Source organism: Gilliamella sp. A7 (genome assembly GCF_002142015.1).
Classification (GTDB): Bacteria; Pseudomonadota; Gammaproteobacteria; order Enterobacterales; family Orbaceae; genus Gilliamella; species Gilliamella apis_A.
The window spans coordinates 20945-44136 of sequence record NZ_NASN01000006.1 but is presented as its reverse complement, the minus strand read 5'-3'; the positions used below and the strand labels follow the sequence as shown (position 1 = coordinate 44136).

Here is a 23192-nt window from a genome sequence, read left to right as displayed (position 1 = left end):
TAGCAAAAAAATTAAGTCGTTAAATATTGTGCCATACTAACTAAGTTAAATAACCATTTAGGATAAACACCACATACGATGGTTAACAATGCTGCAATGATAATAAATAATTCACTCACTTTTATATCTTGCCATTTCAATTTAATAATAGAATTATTACTTGAAAAATCATCACGATTGATAGGTTTGATATAAAGATTAAGAATAAGTCTTGAGTAGAAATATAATCCTATAGTACTACCAATCACTACTGCAGCAATTAACCACCACAATTCAGCAGTCACACCTAATAACACCAAAAGAAAACGTCCCACAAAACCTGCTGTAAGTGGTGCACCTGCTAGAGATAATAAACCAGCTCCCATTGCTAGAGCTAAAACAGGTCGACGCCAAAATAATCCAGAAAGATCAATGTCCTTTTCATGATCTTGTAATTCATTGGAATGGGACTCTAAGCTGATCACACCTAAGACACAAATGTTGGCAAAAATGTAGCCAATTAAATAAACACCTATTGTTTCTAAAGCGAGCACTTGATATTGCACGGCAATTAAAGCCAGCAATAGATAGCCAAAATGGGCAATGGAGGAATAAGCCAATAACCTTTTTAAGCTACTTTGCATTAATGCCGATAAATTTCCCAATAGAATTGAACAAAAGGCCATAATAACCAAAATAACACGAATTGTTTCATTATTTACTATCGGTGCTAATAAAAACAGTCTAGCAATCGCACAAAACACGGCGACTTTACCTACAGTTGATAGTAGTAATGAAACAACTGTTGGCGCTCCTTGATAAACGTCGGGTAACCAAAGTTGAAAAGGTACCAGAGAAAGTTTAAAACCAATACCAACTAACATTAAACAAATACCAATTAATAATAAAGTACTTGGATAAGTCATAGTTGATAATTGATAACTTAATCCACTAAATGTCAGTTCTCCAGTAGTTGCATAATAGAAAGCAATGCCCATTAACAAAAATGAACTAGCAATGGCGGATAAAATCATATATTTAATCGCAGCTTCAAGAGCATGGGTTTGAATATACTGATAGCCAATCAAGCCAATAAATGGAATCGAAAGCAACTCAATGCCCAGAAAGAATGACATTAAATGGCTAGCATAAACTAAAGTGACGCCACCTAACGCCATAAACAGTAAAATTAAATAGAATAACCCATGGTTGATTTGTTCTTGTACAAACCATCGATAAGCTAATGATGAAACAACAATTGAAATGATTAAAATTAAGCAGGTATAAAGTAAACCATAACCATCACAAGTGAATAACGCAGTAACATGATGAGCACGCCATTCATTATTAGCTGTTTCCTGCGGTGAATTATCAATCAGAGGTAACGGTCCAACCATATCATCACTTTCTGCAACAGACTCGGTAACTTCTGCATTTTCTGAGGTGCTAATTTCTTGCTCCGTAGGTACGGTCGCAATAGCGACTGTTTGTTCTGTTGTAGAAATTTTATCAGTATCCTCTGGTAGAGAAGAAACCGATATTTCCATATTGTCACTACTAATATCTGATATTACTTGGGTATTAAACGAGATTTTATATCCCAAAATTCCTGAGCAAACTAATGCAAAAATCAATCCAGATATAGTTAAAGCAGCACATATTTTGGTATTTATTTTGAAAATAAATAGTGCGATGAGCAAAATTATTATGGCAAAGCTCAATATAAATATTGGCAATAAAGCTATCATAAGTTATTACTCTCCCACACGTTCAGTAATTATATATTGCAGTGTTCGGTTAACAATAGAATAAGACATATCTAAAACCATTTTTGGGTATAATCCAATAAAAATTAATACAATAAGAACACTAGACAATAGAAAAATATCTTTTTTACTCAGCAAGTGTTTTGTAACAGTAATTTTGTCAACAACGCCATAAAAAATAGGTTGCATACGAATAATTAAGGATATCGACAATAATAATAATCCAATTGCCAGTAAAATAGTGTAATAAGGATATGAGTTATAATTACCTAATAACATCATATAATTACCAACAAAGTTAGCCGTTCCAGGAATCCCTAAAACAGCCAACATAAAAAATAGAGTAAAAGAAGACAAATACTTTACTTGTTCTTTTAACCCAATAAATTGGTTAATGTTTCGAGTTAAATAGCATTCTGCTAATAAACCACTTATTATAAACATGCCAACAATAGCTAAATTAATCGCTATCATTTGAATAACAACACCTTGATAAGCAATAACTGATCCGCTGTAGATAATAGCCGTCATAAACCCCATTAAAGCAATATGGATATAAGCAATCAGTTTCTTAATATCGGTTTGATTAAAAGCAAGTAATGCGGTATAAAACAAAGTACATATAGCTAATACTAAAATAAACGGCATAATCGATAACGAAGCATTAGGGAAAAGCGGTATCACAAAACGTAATAAACCAAATGCCGCGGTATTAACTAATAAACCACTTATCATCATCGAACCGCTTGTTGAAGATTCGATATGTGCCTCAATAAACCAATTATGAAAAGGAATTAAAGGAATACGTATAATAAAAGCCGCTAAAAATCCTAGCATTAATAAAAATTCGGTACGACTAGAAATCGGCGTTTTAGTTAGAATTTGATAATCAAAAGTCCACTTTCCTGTTAGATTCCAATTGATCAAAGCCAACGATACAATTGATATGAGCATTAGTAGGCTACTTATTTGAGTATAAATTAAAAATTTGCTAGCCCCGCTAAAACGTAATTGAGAATTTAAATCACGTCTGCCCCACAATGAAATTAAAAAATAAATTGGAATAGCTACCGCTTCCCAGAAGAAAAACATTAAAAACAGATCAGTAATTACGAATAACATCATTATGGCTGATGTCATAAATAATACACATAAATAAAATAATCCGACATTATTAAGATTTTCTTTACTAGAATAAACAATAACTAACAATACAATAAAGAGTGTTGAACTAATAACAACTAAAGATAAACCATCTAATACTAGATGAAAATGAATACCGAGTAGTGGAATCCAATCAAAGTTAATTTCTTCAATCCAGTTTGGACTTTGCTCTAAAGCACTATTTGCATTTGCCCATAACATAATTGCCAAAATAAATGTGATAAGTATGGTGATAAGAGCAATCATCATTGGTAAACGTTGCCAACGCAACTGTATATCGGTTGAAGTCACGATTCTTTGTAAAAATACATGACAAAACCAGCCAATAAATCCACCAATTACAGGTAAGAAAACAAGCCATAACAACATTAAGTTCACACCTTTATCAAATAAAAATCAATAACATTAATATAATAATGCTACCTATTACCATGGAAACCATATACCATCTTATTTGTCCATTTTCTAAACTGACAATATAGGCATTTATTTTCTTTATCCCCCACATAATCCAGTCATCCCACAACGCTAATGGATCTTTTTTCAGTAAATTAGCTAAATAAATATAGGGTTTTACAAAAAAATTATTTAATAAATAATCAAATCGCCAATCACTTTTACATAATCTTCCCAATGATTTAAACATTGGAGTATTAAGAATTTCATGAACTTCTGGATTAGGATGTGCATAAAGAATATATGCAATAACTAAGCTTAATAAGGTTACAGCACTAAGCAATATTCTAAATGAAATGCGGCCTTGTATATCTAGATTGGCCACAGGGATTATGCCCTGTATCGATAATGGTAAGTAGATAAACAGTGCAGTAGTGAATATCAATAAGATAAAAATAGGATAATAATTTATTTTTTTGATTTTTATTATTTTTTCAATTTTACTCGTATGATGGAAAATCAAAAATATCAAACGCCAAATACATAAACTAGACAATAAAATACCTAATAAACCTATAGTACCAGCCATTAAGTTATCTTGAGCCATTAATCCCCAAATAATATCACCTTTAATATAAAATGATGCAGAAATCCACGGTAAGGCACTGAGCGATAACATAATAATTAAAAAAACTGCATATAAGACACGATTAGACTTTAACAAACCACCAAGTTTATTAATGTCCCTTTCACCTTGGTTTTGTTTAATTAAAATTGCTGAAGCAAGAATAAGTAAGGTGCTAGTGACCGCATAGTTGATCAAACAAGTTAATGACAAATCCCAACTCTTCGTCGAAAATGCATAAAATAGATAACTTATTTGCGCTAAATTGATATAAGTTATAATACGTTTTATATCATTTTGAACTAAAGCAATACTACTAGCGAAAATAACTGTTAAAGAAGCAAATACAAGCATTATATAAAGCGTATCACTCGCCATCATAAACAGATTACTTAGTCTTAAAACCAGATAAACACCAGCCAATATCACCGTAGAAGATTGCAATAAAGCTACAGCTGGCATAGGCGCTAATGTTGTTTCTGTAAACCATGAATGCATTGGGAAGAGAGCCGACTTACTCATAGCACCAAGGAATAACATTAACGTAATCCAAAAAATAATATCTGAATCAACGGCTAAGTCATTATGTGCTTTTATTAAAATATCACTGATTTTTAATGTTTCTAAAGTTTGATAAAGTAAAAATATACCTATTATTAAGAAAATATCAGTTAAATGCATCATAACAAATGCTTTAACGGCAGCATAACTATTGCGGGCTTGTTTATAGTAGATACCAATAAGTAAGTAAGTACTTATACTTACACCTTCCCAACCAAGTAACATAACAAACAAATTATCGACAAGAACAACAGTTAACACACTTGCTATAAGTAAATTGCTATATGCATAAAAAGTATAAATATCTTTTCTTGATTTCAAATAACAAGCAGCAAAAAAATAGATCAATAAACCAAAGAATGATATTAATACTAAGAATGTTAAAGATAAGCCATCTAGAGTTAAAGATATAGGAACTTCAAAACCACCGACGGAAAACCAAGTCCATAAATTTCTGGTATAAACCAATGTCATATCGGGAACTGTATTGGTAATAAAATCAATACAAGAAAATATTGTTATTAAACCAACAAGAAAGATAGTACAAATGCCGATTAACATAACACTGATGGATTGTATTTGTCGCCCAAAACAGAGTAATATCAAAAAAGATAGCAATGGAACAATGATAGTTAAATAAAGTAAATTCATCCTTTCATTTCACTCAATGAGTCAATATTAAAGTTTCTACGTCGATAAATTAATTTTACCAGTAAGGCAAGCCCGACAGATATTTGAGCTAAAACGGTCGTTACAGCTAATATTGCAAGCACCTCTCCATCAGATTGTTGCCAATAACTACTTGCGGTAAAAAGTGCTGCAATGGCACCACTATTCATGATCACAAGACTTAATAATAAAAAATAGAAATTACGCCTAATCATTACTCCTAAAAGTCCTATGACAAATAAGATAGAAGCAAAAATCAGACCATACATAAGTGGTATCACATTATTTCTCCGACAACATTTGATACATAAAATGATAAGATATAACTGCAGCACCTAATAATAAAAATGCTGCTAACTCGGCCATTAATATATAAGCATAGATTGACATTTGGTGCATCAATTCATGTGATTGCTTGAATTGTGTATAGTCAGTGGTCACTATGCCATAGATAAGAGCAACCAATAAAATAAACGCTAAAACCAATGGCCCTAGCCAAATTTTAGGACTAATACCACGTTTACCATTTTCAACATTATCACGACGTATTTCTAGCGTTAAAGAAAAAGTCCAAAACAGAATCACTGCTCCACCAATAAAAAAGAGGATATATAAAACAGCTGAAATATATGTTTCTAGTAAAATAAATATTAATGCTGATGCAAAAAGTGATATAGCCAGATATAAAATTGCTTTTTCTACACGCTGACAAAAAATCGCTTTTATACTTGAAAAAACAGCAATTATCGATGCGATATAAAAAACAGCGATCATTAATTCATCCAATACTTATTCATAATGACACTAGTATATACTTAATTGACAATAATATACAGTTTAGTTACGTTGTGTTAACACAAAAATGTATTTCTAAATAAAATTTTAACTTTTTGTAATAGTAAGAATATTCATTCAGCAAATATAATAAAAACAATAGAAATAATAAAATTCATAAAATTTTATTATTTAAATTCAATACAACATTGTTATAAAGTATATATCCTGAGCAATTAACCTATATTTACACCTTTTTCTTTAAATTGTCGTTTTAATCATACAGCTTGAAGGATCTTAGGCAAAAATATAAACAAGTAGAGAACAGAATGAATAGTCAATACTCATCAATGCGAAGCAACGTCAATATGTTAGGCACCCTATTGGGCGATGCGATTAAACGCGCAACAGGTAATGAAACTTTCGATTTAGTCGAAAAAATCCGTCAGTTATCCAAATCGGCGCAACAAGGAAATAAACAAGCGCATAATGAATTACTTACGTTAATTGAGAATCTTAATGATCAAGATCTACTTCATGTTGCACGTGCATTTAATCAGTTTTTAAATTTAGTTAACACAGCTGCAGAGTATTATGGCATTTCTCCCCATGGTGAAGCATCAAGCAGTCCTAAAAAGATGACTGAATTATTCAAATCACTTAAAAATTTGAATTTTGCCCCTCAGACTATTTCACAAGCGATTGATAATTTATCTATTGAGTTAGTACTTACTGCTCATCCAACGGAAATCAATCGCCGTACAATGATTAATACTTATACCGCAATAAATAGTTGCTTATCACAACTTGACCATAATGATTTAGCCGACTATGAAAAAGAACGGATTATGCGTCGTTTAAAACAGCTCGTTTGCCAAGCATGGTATACCGATGAAATTCGTAAAAAACGCCCTACTCCTCTTGACGAAGCTAAGTGGGGATTTTCGGTTATTGAAGATAGTTTATGGGAAGGTGTTCCTCTATTTTTACGTGAGTTCAATGATCAACTAGTGGATTCTTTTAATGAAGAACTATCCGTTGAACATGTCCCCGTTAAATTTACCTCATGGATGGGCGGAGATCGAGATGGCAATCCTAATGTCACAGCGAAGGTGACAGAAAAGGTCATGTTACAAGCCAGATTAAAAGCAATCGAATTATTTTTAGCAGATATTCAGATTTTAGTCCGTGAATTATCCATGACAGAATGTAGTCAATCGGTTATTGATTTATTGAACGAACAAAATAAAACAGCATCAGAGCCATATCGAGCCGTAATGAAACAACTACGCTCTCGTTTAGTTAAAACCCACAGTTATATCATTTCACTATTGAATAATGAGCAAGTTTTAGCGCCAGCCGATCTGTTGACTAAAAACGAACAATTATGGACACCACTTTATATCTGTTATGAATCTTTAATAGAAAATGGCATGTCAACTATTGCTCATGGGCCATTATTAGATACATTAAGAAGGATTAAAAGCTTTGGATTGCAATTAGTTCGATTAGATATTCGCCAAGATAGTTCTGTGCACACAGAAGCATTAGACGCCTTAACCAAAGAACTGAATTTAGATAGTTATGCCTCATGGACAGAAGAAGAAAAACAGGCATTTTTATTAGCTGAATTACAATCTAATCGACCACTACTTCCTTATAATTGGCAACCAGATGAAATGGTACAAGAAGTATTAGATACCTGCCGAGTTATCAAAAAAGCTGGTGAGGAATCAATTGCTTCTTATGTAATTTCAATGGCCAAAGCACCTTCTGATATTTTGGCCGTTTATTTACTACTAAAAAGTGTTGATTGCCAAAAAAATATCCCTGTTGCTCCGTTATTTGAAACCTTAGAAGATTTAAATAATGCTAAATCTGTTATGCAAAAACTTTTAGATATTCCTTGGTATCGTGAAAAGATCAATGGCAAACAGATGGTAATGATTGGCTATTCAGATTCAGCGAAAGATGCCGGAACACTTGCAGCATCATGGGCACAATATCGCTCACAAGAAGAGTTAGTCAATTTATTTGAAAAATATAATGTTAACTTAGTATTATTCCATGGTCGTGGTGGTTCAATTGGACGTGGTGGTGCTCCAGCTCATGCGGCTTTACTTTCACAACCACCAGGATCACTTAAAGGTGGTTTACGCGTTACAGAACAAGGTGAGATGATTAGATTTAAGCTTGGTTTACCTGAGGTTGCACTTAGTAGTTTAATGCTTTATGCCTCAGCGATTTTACAAGCAAATTTACTTCCTCCTCCAGAGCCTAAACAAGTCTGGCGAGATATTATGGATGAAATGTCTGATTATTCTTGCCAATGCTATCGAAGCTATGTTCGAGAAAAACCTGAATTTGTTGATTATTTTAGAGCAGTTACACCAGAAGCTGAACTAGGTAGATTACCATTAGGTTCCCGCCCACAAAAGCGTCGAACAGGTGGGGGAATTGAAAGCTTACGAGCAATACCATGGATTTTTGCTTGGACACAAAACCGTTTAATGGTGCCATCATGGCTCGGTGCTGGTAGTGCTCTTAGAGTTGTTATCCATGAAGGTAAAAAAGAACAATTGCAAGATATGTATCATAATTGGCCATTTTTTAATGCTCGTTTAGGAATGCTTGAAATGGTTTATGCTAAAGCTGCACCAAATATTCATGAATATTATGAACAACGTCTAGTTTCTTCTGTATTATGGCCATTAGGTGATGAACTAAGGAGTTTATTAACTGAAGATATCAACACGGTACTTACTATTACAGATGATATTAGCTTAATGGCAGATTTACCGTGGATTGCCGAATCAGTCGCATTGCGTAATACCTATATTGAACCACTTAACTTATTGCAAGCTGAATTATTGAGTCGTTCTCGTAAAAATAATGATGAAAATAGTATCGTTGAGCAAGGATTAATGATAACTATTTCAGGGATTGCAGCGGGAATGCGAAATTCAGGATAATAAAAAAGGGCTTATTCGCCCTTTTTATTTTGAGAAAGTTGTTCCAGATATGCTTTAGCATCTTCATCACCTTGCTCGCTAGCTTTAGTGAACCAATAGATGGCTAAATTGGTACTTTGTTTAACATTTTGACCTTCAAGATATTTAATGGCTAAATTGTATTGAGCATCAACACTTCCTTGATTAGCAGCTTTCTTATACCAATCTATAGCTTTCTTTTCGTCTTTCGGGACCCCACCACCAACATCATACATAACAGCAATATTATATTGAGCATCAGCATTGCCACCTTCGGCAGCTTTAGTAAACCAATGAGCCGCTTGAGTATTATCAGGTCTTGTTCCTGAGCCAGTTGCATACATAATGCCTAAATTATACATAGCCAATACATTTCCTCGTTCTGCGGCTTGCGTATAAAAATAAAGTGCAGCAACGTAATCCTGAGTTAAGCCATCACCATTTTGAGACATTAATCCTAAATAATATTGTGCTTCAGCATTGTTATCTTTAGCAGCTTTACTAAACCAATCAGCGGCAATCATTCGATCTTTTTCTACATCATCACCAAAGAAGTACATAATACCCAAATTTAAGTAAGCATCATAAACACCTTGATCACCAGCTTGACTAAAATAATTAATCGCAGCAGAAATGTCTTTAGCAACGCCCTCACCATGTTTATACATTAACGCTAAATTATATTTAGCTAACGGGTAATTCTGATCAGCTGCCAATTTAAAAAATTTGAAAGCTTCAGATAAATTTTCTTTAGTTCCTAATCCATTTTGATACATATAAGCTAAATTATTTTGTGCCTTATCTAATCCTTGTTCAGCTGCTTTATTGAACCAAAAAAAGGCCCTTAAATCATTAACCTCAACGCCTAATCCTTGTTTATAAATGGTGCCGAGAGTATATTGTGATTGCATGTCACCCTTTTCAGCAGCAAGCAATAAAGAAGGTATTAGTGAACTAGGATCGCTCACTTTTAATTCAGTATCAGGCTGTGTTTTAGCTTCACTTGCCATTACTCCACATGAGATAAATAACATCAAAGCCAATATAATTTGGAGTTTTTTCATAATTGTCTAAATGCCATAATATTGGCGATAATTATACATAATTGCACCAAAAGGGAATAGTTTTTGTTTTACAATAAACTTTATCCATTACTTTCCCATCATTAGTCAAGTTAATGATCTTATTTTATACTTTTCTGATAAAAATTAATCTACTTATCTTTTATCCATAAAAATAATTTATAATAATTAAGTAAATATATTATAAACCAAGTTCGTGCCAAATTTCATCGACATGGGCTACCACTTTTTCATCTTTAGTGATAATGCTACCCCACTCTCGATTTGTTTCGCCCTGCCACTTATTTGTAGCATCCAATCCCATTTTAGATCCCAAACCAGACACTGGTGAAGCGAAGTCTAGATAATCAATTGGGGTATTATCAACAAATGTAGTATCTCGATGTGGATCCATTCTTGTAGAGATTGCCCACATAACATCTTTCCAATCCCTTGCATTAATATCATCATCACAGACAATAATAAATTTAGTATACATAAATTGTCTTAAATAGGACCATACGCCCATCATGACTCTTTTAGCATGCCCTGGATATTGTTTTTTGATTGTAACAATAGCAATACGATAAGAGCATCCCTCTGGTGGAAGATAAAAATCAACAATTTCAGGAAATTGTTTTTGTAATATCGGAATAAACACTTCATTTAATGCTAATCCCATTACTGCTGGTTCATCTGGTGGCCTACCGGTATAAGTAGAATGATAAATTGCATCTTTGCGTCTAGTTAAATGAGTCACCGTAAACACTGCAAATTTTTCAACTTCATTATAATAACCAGTATGATCACCATAGGGGCCTTCAGCAGCTAGTTCGTTGGGATTGATATAACCTTCAAGAATAATTTCAGCTGTCGCTGGCACTTCTAATTCATTTGATAATGACTTAACAACCTCAGTTCGACTATTTCTTAACAATCCTGCAAAAGCGTATTCTGATAATGTATCAGGTACCGGCGTAACAGCACTTAATATAGTTGCCGGATCTGCACCTATTGCGATACTAACCGGAAAATTTTCATTTGGATGAGATTTTTGCCATTCAGCAAAATCAAGCGCGCCACCTCGATGCGATAACCAACGCATGATTAATTTATTTTTACCTAATAATTGTAAGCGATAAACGCCAATATTTTGACGCTCTTTATGAGGTCCTTTGGTTACTGTTAACCCCCAAGTTATAAGCGGAGCTACATCTTCAGGCCAACAATGCATAATAGGTAATTGTGTTAAATCGACTTCATCATCTTTAAAAATTAATTCCTGACAAGGTGCTGAAGAGCGACGTTTTACCGGCATATTGAGAACTTGTTTATATTTAGGCAAAATATTAAAAAACTGTCGAATACCTTTTGGTGGTTCAGGCTCTCGTAAAAAAGCGAGTAATTCGCCAATTTCTCGCAATTCCCTGGTTTCTTCTCGTCCCATCGCCATAGCGACTCGTTTAGCCGTACCGAAAAGATTACACAATACAGGAATTTCATAACCAATTGGATTTTCAAATAATAATGCCGGACCTTGTGAACGTAATACACGATCAGCGATTTCTGTCATTTCAAGATGAGGATTAACCGGATAACTAATTCGTTTCAGTTCACCTTGCTGCTCAAGGTAATCCAAAAAATCCCGAAAATTAGATAATACCATTATTACTCCTCTCAACTCTAAATTACGTTAACCAAATACAGGCGGGTAAATATTAATTAAACTGCATCAAAGTTCTCACTATATAGGAACTTGTTTTATTTGATTACACTCAACAATTTTAGGTAAAAAGATTTGAAACTGTTGCAGATCAACCTCAGTAAATTTATTTTGTTCTAATTGATAAAACAAATAATCTTCAGCTTTATTATCAGTTTGAATCGAAGTTAACCAATAATTACGATCATCACCATTTTCATTAGCAAAAATTTTAATGATGCTATTTTCTCTTTTATCGGGTTGCTTATGTAATTTATAATTAATAATTTTTTCAGCGATATGTGAATCATATCCACCAAAAGTGATGTAATTACCTTGGTTAGCATTGCATTTTTTTATATTTATCTCAGCATAGCTATTTGGTATTAAAAAGAATAAATTAAACAATAAAATGCTACATTGGCTAAATTTCATTTTTGGTCTCTTAAATTAATTTTCTCAATTGTCCCAATTTTACAAATAGCCTCACAATTATTTGGTGATACAGTAAGATTGGCTGCACTATTTATAGTTAACCATTGATAAGATAAATGTTCAGTAAGCATTGGCGTTATCTCATCACAAAGAGGTAAATAAAACCAATGTTCTTTATTCATCTTTACTTCTGGTGCATATCGATATCTAAACTGAGGGAAAATTTCGAATTCAACCACATGTTTTGCATCAATTAATTTAAGATTTTTTCCATTAATATCTATACCGGTCTCTTCAAAAACCTCACGAATTGCCGTATCCCTTGGTAATTCATTTTCTTCCAAACTACCTGTAACTGATTGCCAAAAATTAGGATCATCTTTACGTTGCAACATAAGAACACGCTGAGAGTTTTTACAATAAATAACAACTAATACTGACTCAGGGTTCTTATACTTTTGCATATAAATACCGTTACTTTTGGCTTACTTCAATACCAAGTTCTTTTAATGCTGCAGAATTAGCTGGACTAGGTGCATCAGTTAATAAACATGTTGCTGCAGTTGTTTTTGGAAAAGCGATAACATCACGGATATTATCAGTTCCAGTTAATAGCATTGTTAATCTGTCTAGGCCAAAGGCTAAACCTGCATGAGGTGGCGTACCATATTTTAATGCATCAAGTAAGAAACCAAATTTTTCACGCTGATCATCTTCATTAATACCTAAAATTGAGAATACGGCTTGTTGCATTTCACTTCGATGAATACGCACAGAACCACCACCGACTTCATAACCATTAATGACCATATCATATGCATTAGCTACCGCATTTTCAGGGTTACTAATTAATTGCTCTGGAGTGAAATCCTTCGGTGATGTGAATGGATGATGCATAGCACTTAAGCCTTCGTCTGTTTCTTCAAACATAGGGAAATCAACAACCCAAAGTACTGCCCATTTATTCTCATCAGTTATACTTAAATCTTTACCAACTTTCAAACGTAAAGCCCCTAATGCATCACTAACAACTTTATAACTATCTGCACCAAATAGTAAAATATCACCATCTTTAGCATCAGCACGATTCAATAAAGCTTCCATTTGAGATTCATTAAAGAATTTAGCTACTGGGCTTTGTACACCAGCTAAACCTTTGTTACGTTCATTAACTTTGATCCACGCCATACCTTTAGCACCATATACCGAGATAAATTGGGTATAATCATCTAATTGTTTACGCGTTAATTGTGCACCATTTGGTACGCAAAGCAGTGCAACACGGCCTTTAGGATCATTCGCTGGCGTTGAAAATACTTTAAAATCGATATCTTTTACTAAATCAGCCACATCAATAATTTCTAGTGGGTTACGTAAATCTGGTTTATCACTACCAAATCGTCGCATTGCTTCAGCAAAAGTTAATATTGGAAAACTACCTAAATCGACATTTTTTACATGTAACCAAAGTTCGCGAATCATTTTCTCCATAATTTCACGTACTTGTTCAGCACTCATAAAAGACGTTTCAACATCAATTTGGGTAAATTCTGGCTGACGATCAGCGCGAAGATCTTCATCACGAAAACATTTAACTATTTGATAATAGCGATCAAAGCCTGACATCATAAGTAGCTGTTTAAATAACTGTGGCGATTGTGGCAGTGCATAAAACTCACCATTATGAACACGACTTGGTACAAGATAATCTCGAGCCCCTTCAGGTGTTGCTTTGGTTAACATTGGTGTTTCGATATCTAAAAAGCCATGTTCATTCATGAAAGAACGAACAAATGCGGTAATTTGGGCTCGAGTTTTGAAAATAGTAGACATTTCCGGACGACGCAAATCAATATAGCGATATTTTAAACGCTGTTCTTCACTGTTATTTTGATTAAAATCAAGAGGCAATACATCACTACGATTAAAAATAATCAGCTCTGTGGCCAAAATTTCAACTTCGCCAGTCGCCATATCTTTATTAACTTGACCTTCAGGCCTTGCTCTTACTTTCCCTTTAATTTGAATACAAAATTCATTACGTAATTCGCCAGCTAATTCATGTGCTTGTGGGTAATCAGGATCAAAAAAAACTTGCACAATTCCTTCACGATCACGCATATCAATAAAAATCATTCCACCTAAATCTCGGCGTTTATTGACCCATCCACATAGTGTGACTTCTTGATTAATATAACTTGCGTTTAATTGTCCGCAATAAATTGTTCTCATTAAATATATCCTGTGTACAATTGTCAAAAATGATAATTATTATAGAGCAATTTATCGGGGGATAAAGACCATCTATAAAAATAATCCTTATTTAATTTATTTATACTCAGTTTATGATAATAATTTTAATTTATATAATCATTTATAAATTTATTTAAATTCAATAAGATAATTAATCAAATTACATCTTTTATAAATAAATTTGAAAAATGATTAATTTAATAACTTGTCATATCTGATATTTATTAATAAGCTTTAGGATTATTTAAATATTGTTTATTGGATATGAAAGCTTTAATTTCAATTGATTATACTAATGATTTCATTGCTGATGATGGAGCATTAACGACTGGCGCTGAGGGTCAACAAATTGAATCAGAAATGATAAACATAACTCAATCATTTATTAAAAATAATGAGTTTATCGTTTTTGCTATTGATGCCCATAATCCTTTAGATAAATACCATCCGGAAAATTCGCTATTTCCCCCTCACAATATTGTTGGGACTATTGGCCAACAATTATTTGGTAAATTACAGCAACTTTACCAGCAATATCAATATTCAGACAATATCTACTGGATAAATAAACGTCACTACTCAGCATTTTGTGGTACGGATCTTGACCTCCGTTTACGCGAAAGACATATCACTGAAATCCATCTAATTGGCGTTTGTACTGATATTTGTATTTTACATACGGCTGTAGATGCCTATAACTTAGGCTATAAATTAGTTATTCATCAAAATGCTGTTGCAAGCTTTGATCCAATTGGCCACCAATGGGCTTTAAAGCATTTTCAAAATACCTTAGGAGCAACCGTAGTATAAGAAGTGTAATGTGAAAATAAATAAAAAAATGAAGAAGGAGCAAGAATGGAAGTTTTACGAGACTATAAATTGCATTTAATTGCCTTTTTAGTAGTAATTATTAGTGAACTTATCGGCAAACAAACTATATGGATTATTGCAGTTTTTCCAATGCTATATGCAATGATTTTTGGTGGCATCATCAGCTTCCCTAAATTAAAAATATTTACCAACAAAAATATGCTAAATGCAAGTCTTGTAATGATGGTTACATTAATGTTACTTGTTGCAAAACTTGGTGTAGCAGTGGGTCCCCAAATTGATATGATTTTAGCAGATGCTAAATTAGCTCTAATCTTTCAAGAATTAGGTCATTTTGCCGGAACCATTTTACTGGGCCTACCATTAGCAATGATCTTAGGTATGAAACGAGAAGCTGTTGGGGCGACCTATTCCGTTGCCCGTGAACCCAATATAGCCATTGTAGCAGATAAATATGGTTTAGATTCACCCGAAGGTCGGGGTGTAATGGCTATGTATATATGTGGTACTCTTTATGGTGCAATTTGGTTGAGCATTCTTGCTAGTCTAATAGCTCATTTGGATATTCTTCATCCTTATGCTTTAGCCATGGGAGCTGGCGTAGGAAGTGGAAGCATGGTGGCGGCATCACTTGCCCCGATAATTGATTTATATCCAGATTTATCAGAAAAAATTAACGCTTATGCATCAACAGCAAATTTAATGTCTAGTATGGTTGGTATATATATTTATACGCTCTTTTCTTTACCTTTTGCTTCTTTTATGTATAACTCGTTAGCCCGTCTTCGACGTAATAAATAAGGATCCAAAAATGAAGATTTTAGAAACAATTTTTGTGCTTATTTTAGTTGCCATTATTATGGCTGCTGGAAACAGTGTGGGTTATAAAATTGATATTATTTCGTCGCTTGAAGCATTAGCAGTGCTAGTTATTATATCCATTGTAGGATTTTTATTAAGTAAGTTACCAGGACTTAAAAAATTTCCAGTAATTTTATGGGTATCGGTTGTTGCTGCCGTAGCTTCTTCACCTATATTCCCATACCATAAAGAATTGGTTGCAATTACAGATCAAGTGACATTAACTGCTGTTTGTACGCCTATACTTGCCTATGCTGGATTAGCTATCGGTAAAGATCTTGCACTATTTAAAAATATCTCTTGGCGCATTATTCCCGTATCTTTAGCTGTTTTTTCTGGTACATTTATTTTTGCTGCTATAATTGCTCAAGTCACACTACACTGGGAAGGCGTTATCTAAATTTAGATAAGGATTTTATTTATGACAAAAGAAGAACTAAAGAAAAAAGTTTGCGATGCAATTGCAAATCGAAAAACAGATATCAAGTCAATTGCTGAGGCAATTTGGTCAGAACCAGAGCTTGGCTACAAAGAACATAAAACCGCTAAAAAAGTAGAAGATGCTTTTGAGAAATTAGGTGTTCCTTTTAAAAATAAATTAGCCTTAACCGGTGTGAAAGGTCGTCTTAAAGGTGGTAAAGGTAGCAAATATAGTGTAGCGGTTATTGGTGAGCTTGATGCGATTATTTGTGCTGACCACCCTGCTGCTGATGAAACATCCGGCGCTGCTCACTGCTGTGGACATAATGCGCAAATCGCTAATATGATGGCTGTCACTATGGGACTAATTGACTCAGGAGCAATGGAGTTTTTAGCTGGTGATGTAGTACCATTTGCCGTTCCTGCCGAAGAATATGTTGAAATTACTTATCGAAATCGATTAATAGAAGAAGGTAAGATTAAATATATTGGTGGTAAACCAGAATTAATTTCTCGCGGTGATTTTGATGATGTTGATATGGCATTACAAATCCATTTAACCAGTGTACCCAATGAACGCCAAGATGGTTTTATTGAGATCTCAACTACAAGCAATGGCTTTATTGGTAAACTAATTAAATATAAAGGTGAAGCATCCCATGCTGCCGCAGCTCCTCATGCTGGTGTAAATGCATTAAATGCAGCTATGATGGGAATGATGGGTGTACATGCTATCCGTGAAACATTTCAAGAAAAAGATTATATTCGTTTTCATCCAATTATTACCCAAGGTGGTGATTTAGTAAATGTTGTACCAAGCGATGTAAGAATGGAAAGTTATGTGCGAGCAGGTAATGTACCAGCCATGATTGACGCTAATGAAAGAATTAATCAAGCACTAAAGGCAGGAGCAATGGCTGTTGGTGCTACTTGTGAAATTAAAGATCTTCCAGGTTATCTGCCATTAAATAATAATCCAACACTCAATGATTTTCTAAAACAAAATGCTGAAAATTTAATTGGTGAAGAAAATGTTTCAATTGCACCTCATATGACAGGAAGTACCGACACAGGTGATCTATCGCATATTATGCCAGTAAGTCATCCTTGGATTGGTTCGGTTAGAGGCGTGTTACATGGTAAAGATTACACAGTATTTGATGAAGATATGGCTTATATCCGCCCTGCCCAAATGATGGCCTGTACCATTATTGATTTACTTTATGATGATGCTGAATCAGCTCAAACACTAATGGCAAATTACAAGCCACTTATGACAAAAGAAGAATATTTAACATTCCTATCTGGTTTTGATAAATAAAGTTAAAAACTTGGCACAATCATGTGCCAAGTTTTTGTTATACTATACAAATCATTATCAACTATAACTATCACTTCATATGTTAACGCTTTCTGATCAAGAATTGCTACGCTACAACCGACAAATCACTTTGCATGGATTCGATATCGACAAGCAGCAAATACTAAAAGATAGTACAGCATTAATTATAGGATTAGGCGGGTTAGGTTGTGCCGCTGCCGTCTATTTAGCAGCATCAGGCATCGGTAAACTAACATTGATTGATTTTGACAAAGTATCAGCGTCGAATTTAAATAGACAAATTTTATATACTCAACAATCAATAAATCAGTATAAGGTTGAAGTCGCAAAACAAGCATTATGTAATATTAATGCCGATATGATTATTGAAACAATTAATCAGAAACTAAGCGATAATGAGCTAATTTCTCTAATCAAACAACATGATATCGTTATTGATTGCACCGATAATTTAACCAGCCGTGAACAAATTAATCGCTGTTGTTTTATCGAAAAGAAACCATTAATTTCTGGTGCAGCAATCCGCATGGAAGGTTTACTCACTGTATTCAATTATCAAGAGAATCAACCATGCTATCAATGCTTAAGTCAATTATTTGGGCAAAACCAGCTGACTTGTATTGAAGCGGGTGTAATGGCACCATTAGTTGGTATGTTCGGTTCAATGCAAGCTCTAGAGGCAATCAAAGTACTTACCAATTATGGAAAGCCTTTAATTGGTCGAGTTCTAATGATTGATAGTATGACAATGGAATTTAACCAAGTCATATTTACTAAACAAACTAATTGTATTGTGTGTGGAAACCAACATGCTAAACAGGATTGAAAATGCAAATAAATCGTATCATTTTAGCACCAATGGAAGGGGTTCTTGATTATCATGTGCGGCAAATATTGACCGAAATCAATCAATTTGATTATTGTGTAACTGAATTTGTAAGAGTAACCCAGCATAAATTATCAAACCGAACTTTTTATCGACTATGTCCAGAACTTTATAATGAAGGAAAAACCTTATCAGGAACACCAGTCCGAGTTCAACTATTAGGACAATCTCCTGAATGGATGGCAGAAAATGCCATTAAAGCGCTTGAACTAGGTTCTTATGGCATAGATATCAATTTTGGTTGTCCTGCTAAAACCGTTGTTGGCAGCCATGGCGGTGCTTATTTATTACAATATCCCGAGCAAATATTGAAGATTGTAACGCAGGTTAGGACAGCAATTGGCTCTATCCCAACTTTATCGGTTAAAATTCGATTAGGTTGGGATGATAAATCTCACTGTTACGAAATAGCCAAAGCAATTGAACAAGCTGGCGCTAATGAAATTGCTATTCATGGACGAACCAAAATAGATGGATATAAAGCCGAGAAAATTGATTGGCCAACTATTGGTAAAATTAAACAAAAATTAACCATTCCTGTTATTGCTAATGGTGAAATATTTTCTGCTGAAGATGCTAAAAATTGCATAACACAAAGTCATACAAATGACATTATGCTAGGTCGAGGAATACTTAATATTCCTAATTTAGCCAACACAATTCGTTTTAATCATTCACCATTAAATTGGCATCAAGTAATGCAATTACTACTTCGTTATGCAATGACATCAATCGAAGATGTTAAACCACTTTACCATTCGGCTAGGATAAAGCAGTGGTTAGCTTATTTAAGGCAATATTACCCACAAGCATCAATATTATTACCTGAAATCAGGCAACTAAAATCACAAAATGATATCTGCGAATTCCTGAAAAACCGCCTAGCTAATTAGAGGTAATCTAATCGATTTTATTGTCTATATTTCGTGTCTTATTAAAATGATATTGAGTAGTGATATTAAGAATTATGCAAATTAATGAACTAAACAATAACAACAAAAACAATTTATGAATACTATTAAAAATAGCATTAAATGAATCAACATAATATTTTGATGGATTATTATCGATAAAACTAAAGACAATAAAAATCACCGATAAAATCAAAATACTTGATATTGATATGCTTTTAACAAGTTTTCCATATCGAATTTTATTAGAGAAAATCGTAAAATTCCGCTTACTTACGATAAGACCTAGTAATACTGCAAACAAATAAATAGCCGCTAAATAATTATGTAATGTACCGGAAAATAGCGCTGTAAAAGCGTTACTTTCCAAAATATAACCTTTCAATAATATAAAACAGCTAAAAGTAGAAAAAACAATATGATGAATTTGTGAGTGATTCTTTTCAGTTAAAAGAAACTTATTTGGGCTTTTAACAAAATACCCTTTAGAGAATTCAATTAAATAATATAACAGCAAAGCTTCAAGTAAATATCGAATAATAGCAAAGGTTATGCTAAGAAATATTTGTTCGAACGGCGATAGAGTTTGCAAGTGGATGTTAGTATTTATCGAAATAAAATAAGCTATAATTGAATAAATCGACATTAAAATGATTAATGAAATGACATTAATTCTATTAACTATATTAATGTGGGCTGAATACAGAAATAACGTTAAAATACCAAACGTCCATAGAATTTCAACCAAACAAACATCTAAAAGAATTCGCAAAAAGAATGATGAATTAAAAAAAAGATGCCAAAATAGACTTTGTGGCAATAAAATATCTGCTTGTGAAAATAAAGCAAATATATTCAATAATATGCTTATTAAAAAGTAAATTAAACAGCCTATCAACGGTAGCTTAAAAAAACTCTTTTCCATATGTATATTGCATTTCATTTCATTTCCTTTCATTCATTCTTTTTTACTATCAAATTTTAAAAAATAATATTTAGTCACTTTATTTAAAATTAGATAAGTTAATAAAAGAAAAAGTACAACTAAAAAAAGCAGTTTAACATAATCTAAGATTAACGAGTAATAATCAAAATAAAAACTTCTAGGCTTTCCTCTAAGAAGTAAAAAAATTAAAACATTAAGTAACAACAAGATACTGGATACGAATACACTTTTAAACAACCTTTCATATTGAAATTCATCAAAAGAAATCATGAAATTTTTTTTACTAGCACGCATACAAAATAGTATAAAAAGAACAAAAATAAATTTTAAATTAGGATTAACATATTTATCACAAAAAACTTCAATTATTTGAAATCCACTATAAAAAATTGGACAAATAAATGCTAAAAAAAGTATCGCATGAATTAAACTACTATTTTGGGGCGTTAAACGAAAAGCTTGCCGATGTTTAAAAAAAAATTTTTTTGATAATTTAATCAAATAATACAGAAATACAGAATAAAAAATATAATGAAGAAAAGTGAATGCAGAATAACATAATATACGCTGTGATGAAGAAGATAGCACATCAATATAAGTGTCAAAAAAACACCATATACAAATAGTGATGCCTGAATATATTAATATTAATAGCATTAATAAAAGGACATTATGTATGTTAACAAGATAAATATTATTAAAATGAAAAAATAATGTTAATAATCCAAAAAGCCATAACGCTTCGAAAAATTGATATAAAAAAAACGAATCTAATAAGTTAACGGAGTTAAGATAATCCCAAAGTGATTCTTGTGAAAAACCTATATCTGGTAGATAAGAGTAATACAAGATAATCAATAAAAAACTCAGAAACAAATTAATTGTACATCCTATTATCGACAATTTAAAAAAAGATGCTTTCTCCATTTAACGTCCTTATTATCTATATTTATTCAATTCGTTTAATAAAATGCTTTATTTTAAAACCCATTAAAGCCAGTGTTCCAAAATAGATAAAAATACCGATAATAACCAACAGTAATAACCGTCCGACTCTGGCTAACATTGAGCCAGTTGACCAATCGGGTAATAACTGTGCACCAAACCACAAAGTAAAAGACATCAATATAACAGCAATAATTACCTTGATTAAAAATCGATACCAGCCAGGTTGAGGTTGATAAAGATTCTTTTTACGCAATTGCCAAAATAATAAACCGGCATTAAAACAAGCAGCAAGCCCAATTGATAATGAAAGTCCTGCATGTTGTAATGGCCCAATAAATGCCAAATTCATTAACTGAGTTAATATCAAAGTGACAATAGCTATTTTAACGGGGGTTTTAATATCTTGTCTGGAATAAAACGCAGGAGCCAATACTTTAATTAAAATCAGCCCTAGTAAACCAATTGAATACGCAATTAATGCACGTTGAGTCATTAACGTATCATTCAAAGTAAATTGCCCATACTCGAAAAGAGTTGATATTAATGGTTTTGAAATAACACCTAATGCTACAGTACTTGGCAAAGCTAATAAAAAGCAGAGACGAAGCCCCCAATCTAATAGCTCTGAATATTGTTTGTGGTCACCTTTAGCAAAACTTTTAGCTAAAGATGGCAATAAAATAGTCCCTAGTGCCACACCGAGTACACCGGCAGGAAATTCCATAAGTCGGTCAGCATAATACATCCAAGAAACAGAACCAGAAATTAAGAATGATGCAAATATTGTGTTAATGATTAACGATATTTGACCAACCGAAACACCTAAAATTGCAGGACCCATTTGTTTTAATACTCGCCAAACACCACTATCTTTAAAACTAATCCGTGGCAAAACTAACATACCAATCTTTTTTAAATATGGTAGCTGATAAAGCAGTTGTAAAATACCACCAATAACTACCGAAACAGCAAGTGCAAGTACCGGAGGATTAAAATAAGGAGTTAAAAATAATGTACAAACTATCATACTTAAATTAAGTAAAGTTGGTACAAACGCAGGAACAGAAAAACGATTCCAAGTATTAAGTATGGCACCAACTAATGATGCAAGTGAAATAAAAAAGATATAGGGAAATGTTATTCTCAACATCACAGTAGCAAGCTCAAACTTTTCAGTTGAATCTTGCATAAATCCGGGGGCAGTTAACATTATTATAAAAGGTGCAGTTATAACACCAATTAAGGTAACAATAGCTAATACTAACGTTAGTAGCCCAGCGACATAAGCCACAAAAGTACGTGATGCCTCAATACCTTGTTGATTTTTATATTCAGCTAAAATTGGTACAAACGCCTGTGAAAATGCACCTTCGGCAAAAATACGGCGAAGCAAGTTTGGTAATTTGAAAGCAACAAAAAAGGCATCAGTTGCCATTCCTGCACCAAAAAAACGGGCAATAATTGCATCACGAACAAAGCCTAAAACGCGTGATACCATTGTCATTGAACTAACTGTAGCTAAAGATTTTAAAAGATTCATATATAATTTATGTACAAAGTACATAGCCAAAAACGATTAATTAGGCATAGTCTACAAACTATTGTTCTAAATCACCATGATTTTTTAATAAGCAATATTTTTAACAGCTACCGTCAGAGAATACTGACGGTA

The 23192-nt window shown here is 33.1% G+C and carries 18 protein-coding genes; 7 read left to right on the top strand and 11 right to left on the bottom strand.

What is annotated here, in order from left to right:
• Positions 1 to 11: 11 nt before the first annotated feature.
• The 5 genes from B6D18_RS03075 to B6D18_RS03055 all read right to left on the bottom strand — a co-directional run bounded on the left by B6D18_RS03075 (position 12) and on the right by B6D18_RS03055 (position 5934).
• On the bottom strand, positions 12 to 1526 hold the full coding sequence (locus tag B6D18_RS03075; RefSeq protein WP_158092510.1) for an NADH-quinone oxidoreductase subunit N: 1515 nt from the start codon (positions 1524 to 1526) through the stop codon (positions 12 to 14).
• A gap of 207 nt (positions 1527 to 1733) precedes the next feature.
• Positions 1734 to 3278 (bottom strand): NuoM family protein, encoded by a 1545-nt coding sequence (locus B6D18_RS03070; protein ID WP_086363089.1) that lies wholly within the window; start codon positions 3276 to 3278, stop codon positions 1734 to 1736.
• A 16-nt stretch (positions 3279 to 3294) separates the two neighbouring features.
• Positions 3295 to 5142, bottom strand: a complete 1848-nt coding sequence (locus B6D18_RS03065) for an NADH-quinone oxidoreductase subunit L (protein ID WP_086363088.1) — start codon at positions 5140 to 5142, stop codon at positions 3295 to 3297.
• On the bottom strand, positions 5139 to 5441 hold the full coding sequence (gene nuoK / locus B6D18_RS03060; protein ID WP_086363087.1) for an NADH-quinone oxidoreductase subunit NuoK: 303 nt from the start codon (positions 5439 to 5441) through the stop codon (positions 5139 to 5141). The genes B6D18_RS03065 and nuoK overlap by 4 nt, the downstream gene beginning before the upstream one ends.
• A gap of 1 nt (position 5442) precedes the next feature.
• Entirely contained in the window at positions 5443 to 5934 is a 492-nt protein-coding gene (locus tag B6D18_RS03055; protein ID WP_086363086.1) for an NADH-quinone oxidoreductase subunit J, read from the bottom strand.
• A gap of 329 nt (positions 5935 to 6263) precedes the next feature.
• Here B6D18_RS03055 and ppc point away from each other — a divergent pair, with 329 nt between their 5' ends.
• Positions 6264 to 8906, top strand: coding sequence for a phosphoenolpyruvate carboxylase (ppc, locus tag B6D18_RS03050; RefSeq protein WP_086363085.1), 2643 nt, complete (start codon positions 6264 to 6266; stop codon positions 8904 to 8906).
• 11 nt (positions 8907 to 8917) lie between these two features.
• Here ppc and B6D18_RS03045 read toward each other — a convergent pair whose 3' ends face one another.
• The 5 genes from B6D18_RS03045 to aspS all read right to left on the bottom strand — a co-directional run bounded on the left by B6D18_RS03045 (position 8918) and on the right by aspS (position 14354).
• Positions 8918 to 9988, bottom strand: coding sequence for a tetratricopeptide repeat protein (locus B6D18_RS03045; protein ID WP_086363084.1), 1071 nt, complete (start codon positions 9986 to 9988; stop codon positions 8918 to 8920).
• A gap of 199 nt (positions 9989 to 10187) precedes the next feature.
• Positions 10188 to 11651 carry a 4-hydroxy-3-polyprenylbenzoate decarboxylase gene (ubiD, locus tag B6D18_RS03040; RefSeq protein WP_086363083.1) on the bottom strand — a complete coding sequence of 488 codons (1464 nt, stop codon included), beginning with the start codon at positions 11649 to 11651 and terminating at the stop codon, positions 10188 to 10190.
• A 78-nt stretch (positions 11652 to 11729) separates the two neighbouring features.
• Complete coding sequence (locus B6D18_RS03035; protein ID WP_086363082.1) at positions 11730 to 12122, bottom strand: hypothetical protein; 393 nt, start codon at positions 12120 to 12122, stop codon at positions 11730 to 11732.
• Positions 12119 to 12586: a dihydroneopterin triphosphate diphosphatase gene (gene nudB, locus B6D18_RS03030; RefSeq protein WP_086363081.1), complete on the bottom strand. Its 468-nt coding sequence runs from the start codon at positions 12584 to 12586 to the stop codon at positions 12119 to 12121. Before nudB ends, B6D18_RS03035 begins: the two co-directional genes overlap by 4 nt.
• 10 nt (positions 12587 to 12596) lie before the next feature.
• The gene (aspS, locus tag B6D18_RS03025; RefSeq protein ID WP_086363080.1) at positions 12597 to 14354 is read right to left on the bottom strand and encodes an aspartate--tRNA ligase; all 1758 of its coding nucleotides are present in this window, start codon (positions 14352 to 14354) and stop codon (positions 12597 to 12599) included.
• A gap of 285 nt (positions 14355 to 14639) precedes the next feature.
• Between aspS and B6D18_RS03020 the strand changes: the two genes are divergently transcribed.
• From B6D18_RS03020 to dusC, 6 genes are all read left to right on the top strand, one after another.
• A complete protein-coding gene (locus B6D18_RS03020; protein WP_086363079.1) occupies positions 14640 to 15185 on the top strand; it encodes a cysteine hydrolase family protein in 546 nt (181 codons plus the stop codon).
• A 45-nt stretch (positions 15186 to 15230) separates the two neighbouring features.
• Positions 15231 to 16007, top strand: coding sequence for a DUF3100 domain-containing protein (locus B6D18_RS03015; RefSeq protein ID WP_086363078.1), 777 nt, complete (start codon positions 15231 to 15233; stop codon positions 16005 to 16007).
• 10 nt (positions 16008 to 16017) lie between these two features.
• Positions 16018 to 16467 carry a hypothetical protein gene (locus B6D18_RS03010; RefSeq protein ID WP_086363077.1) on the top strand — a complete coding sequence of 150 codons (450 nt, stop codon included), beginning with the start codon at positions 16018 to 16020 and terminating at the stop codon, positions 16465 to 16467.
• 21 nt (positions 16468 to 16488) lie between these two features.
• On the top strand, positions 16489 to 17808 hold the full coding sequence (locus B6D18_RS03005; RefSeq protein ID WP_086363076.1) for an amidohydrolase: 1320 nt from the start codon (positions 16489 to 16491) through the stop codon (positions 17806 to 17808).
• Between the two features lie 79 nt (positions 17809 to 17887).
• Positions 17888 to 18655, top strand: a complete 768-nt coding sequence (locus B6D18_RS03000) for a molybdopterin-synthase adenylyltransferase MoeB (protein WP_086363075.1) — start codon at positions 17888 to 17890, stop codon at positions 18653 to 18655.
• A 2-nt stretch (positions 18656 to 18657) separates the two neighbouring features.
• On the top strand, positions 18658 to 19608 hold the full coding sequence (gene dusC, locus B6D18_RS02995) for a tRNA dihydrouridine(16) synthase DusC (RefSeq protein ID WP_086363074.1): 951 nt from the start codon (positions 18658 to 18660) through the stop codon (positions 19606 to 19608).
• A gap of 1913 nt (positions 19609 to 21521) precedes the next feature.
• On the opposite strand, the gene murJ is transcribed toward dusC, so the two are convergent.
• Positions 21522 to 23060, bottom strand: a complete 1539-nt coding sequence (gene murJ, locus B6D18_RS02980) for a murein biosynthesis integral membrane protein MurJ (protein WP_086363071.1) — start codon at positions 23058 to 23060, stop codon at positions 21522 to 21524.
• Positions 23061 to 23192: the final 132 nt, after the last annotated feature.

Coding starts and splice junctions, on each gene's coding strand:
- B6D18_RS03075 (WP_158092510.1), bottom strand. CDS start 1,526: ATGGAAATATCGGTTTCTTCTCTACCAGAGGATACTGATAAAATTTCT.
- B6D18_RS03070 (WP_086363089.1), bottom strand. CDS start 3,278: ATGTTGTTATGGCTTGTTTTCTTACCTGTAATTGGTGGATTTATTGGC.
- B6D18_RS03065 (WP_086363088.1), bottom strand. CDS start 5,142: ATGAATTTACTTTATTTAACTATCATTGTTCCATTGCTATCTTTTTTG.
- B6D18_RS03055 (WP_086363086.1), bottom strand. CDS start 5,934: ATGATCGCTGTTTTTTATATCGCATCGATAATTGCTGTTTTTTCAAGT.
- ppc (WP_086363085.1), top strand. CDS start 6,264: ATGAATAGTCAATACTCATCAATGCGAAGCAACGTCAATATGTTAGGC.
- B6D18_RS03045 (WP_086363084.1), bottom strand. CDS start 9,988: ATGAAAAAACTCCAAATTATATTGGCTTTGATGTTATTTATCTCATGT.
- ubiD (WP_086363083.1), bottom strand. CDS start 11,651: ATGGTATTATCTAATTTTCGGGATTTTTTGGATTACCTTGAGCAGCAA.
- B6D18_RS03035 (WP_086363082.1), bottom strand. CDS start 12,122: ATGAAATTTAGCCAATGTAGCATTTTATTGTTTAATTTATTCTTTTTA.
- nudB (WP_086363081.1), bottom strand. CDS start 12,586: ATGCAAAAGTATAAGAACCCTGAGTCAGTATTAGTTGTTATTTATTGT.
- aspS (WP_086363080.1), bottom strand. CDS start 14,354: ATGAGAACAATTTATTGCGGACAATTAAACGCAAGTTATATTAATCAA.
- B6D18_RS03020 (WP_086363079.1), top strand. CDS start 14,640: ATGAAAGCTTTAATTTCAATTGATTATACTAATGATTTCATTGCTGAT.
- B6D18_RS03015 (WP_086363078.1), top strand. CDS start 15,231: ATGGAAGTTTTACGAGACTATAAATTGCATTTAATTGCCTTTTTAGTA.
- B6D18_RS03010 (WP_086363077.1), top strand. CDS start 16,018: ATGAAGATTTTAGAAACAATTTTTGTGCTTATTTTAGTTGCCATTATT.
- B6D18_RS03005 (WP_086363076.1), top strand. CDS start 16,489: ATGACAAAAGAAGAACTAAAGAAAAAAGTTTGCGATGCAATTGCAAAT.
- B6D18_RS03000 (WP_086363075.1), top strand. CDS start 17,888: ATGTTAACGCTTTCTGATCAAGAATTGCTACGCTACAACCGACAAATC.
- dusC (WP_086363074.1), top strand. CDS start 18,658: ATGCAAATAAATCGTATCATTTTAGCACCAATGGAAGGGGTTCTTGAT.
- murJ (WP_086363071.1), bottom strand. CDS start 23,060: ATGAATCTTTTAAAATCTTTAGCTACAGTTAGTTCAATGACAATGGTA.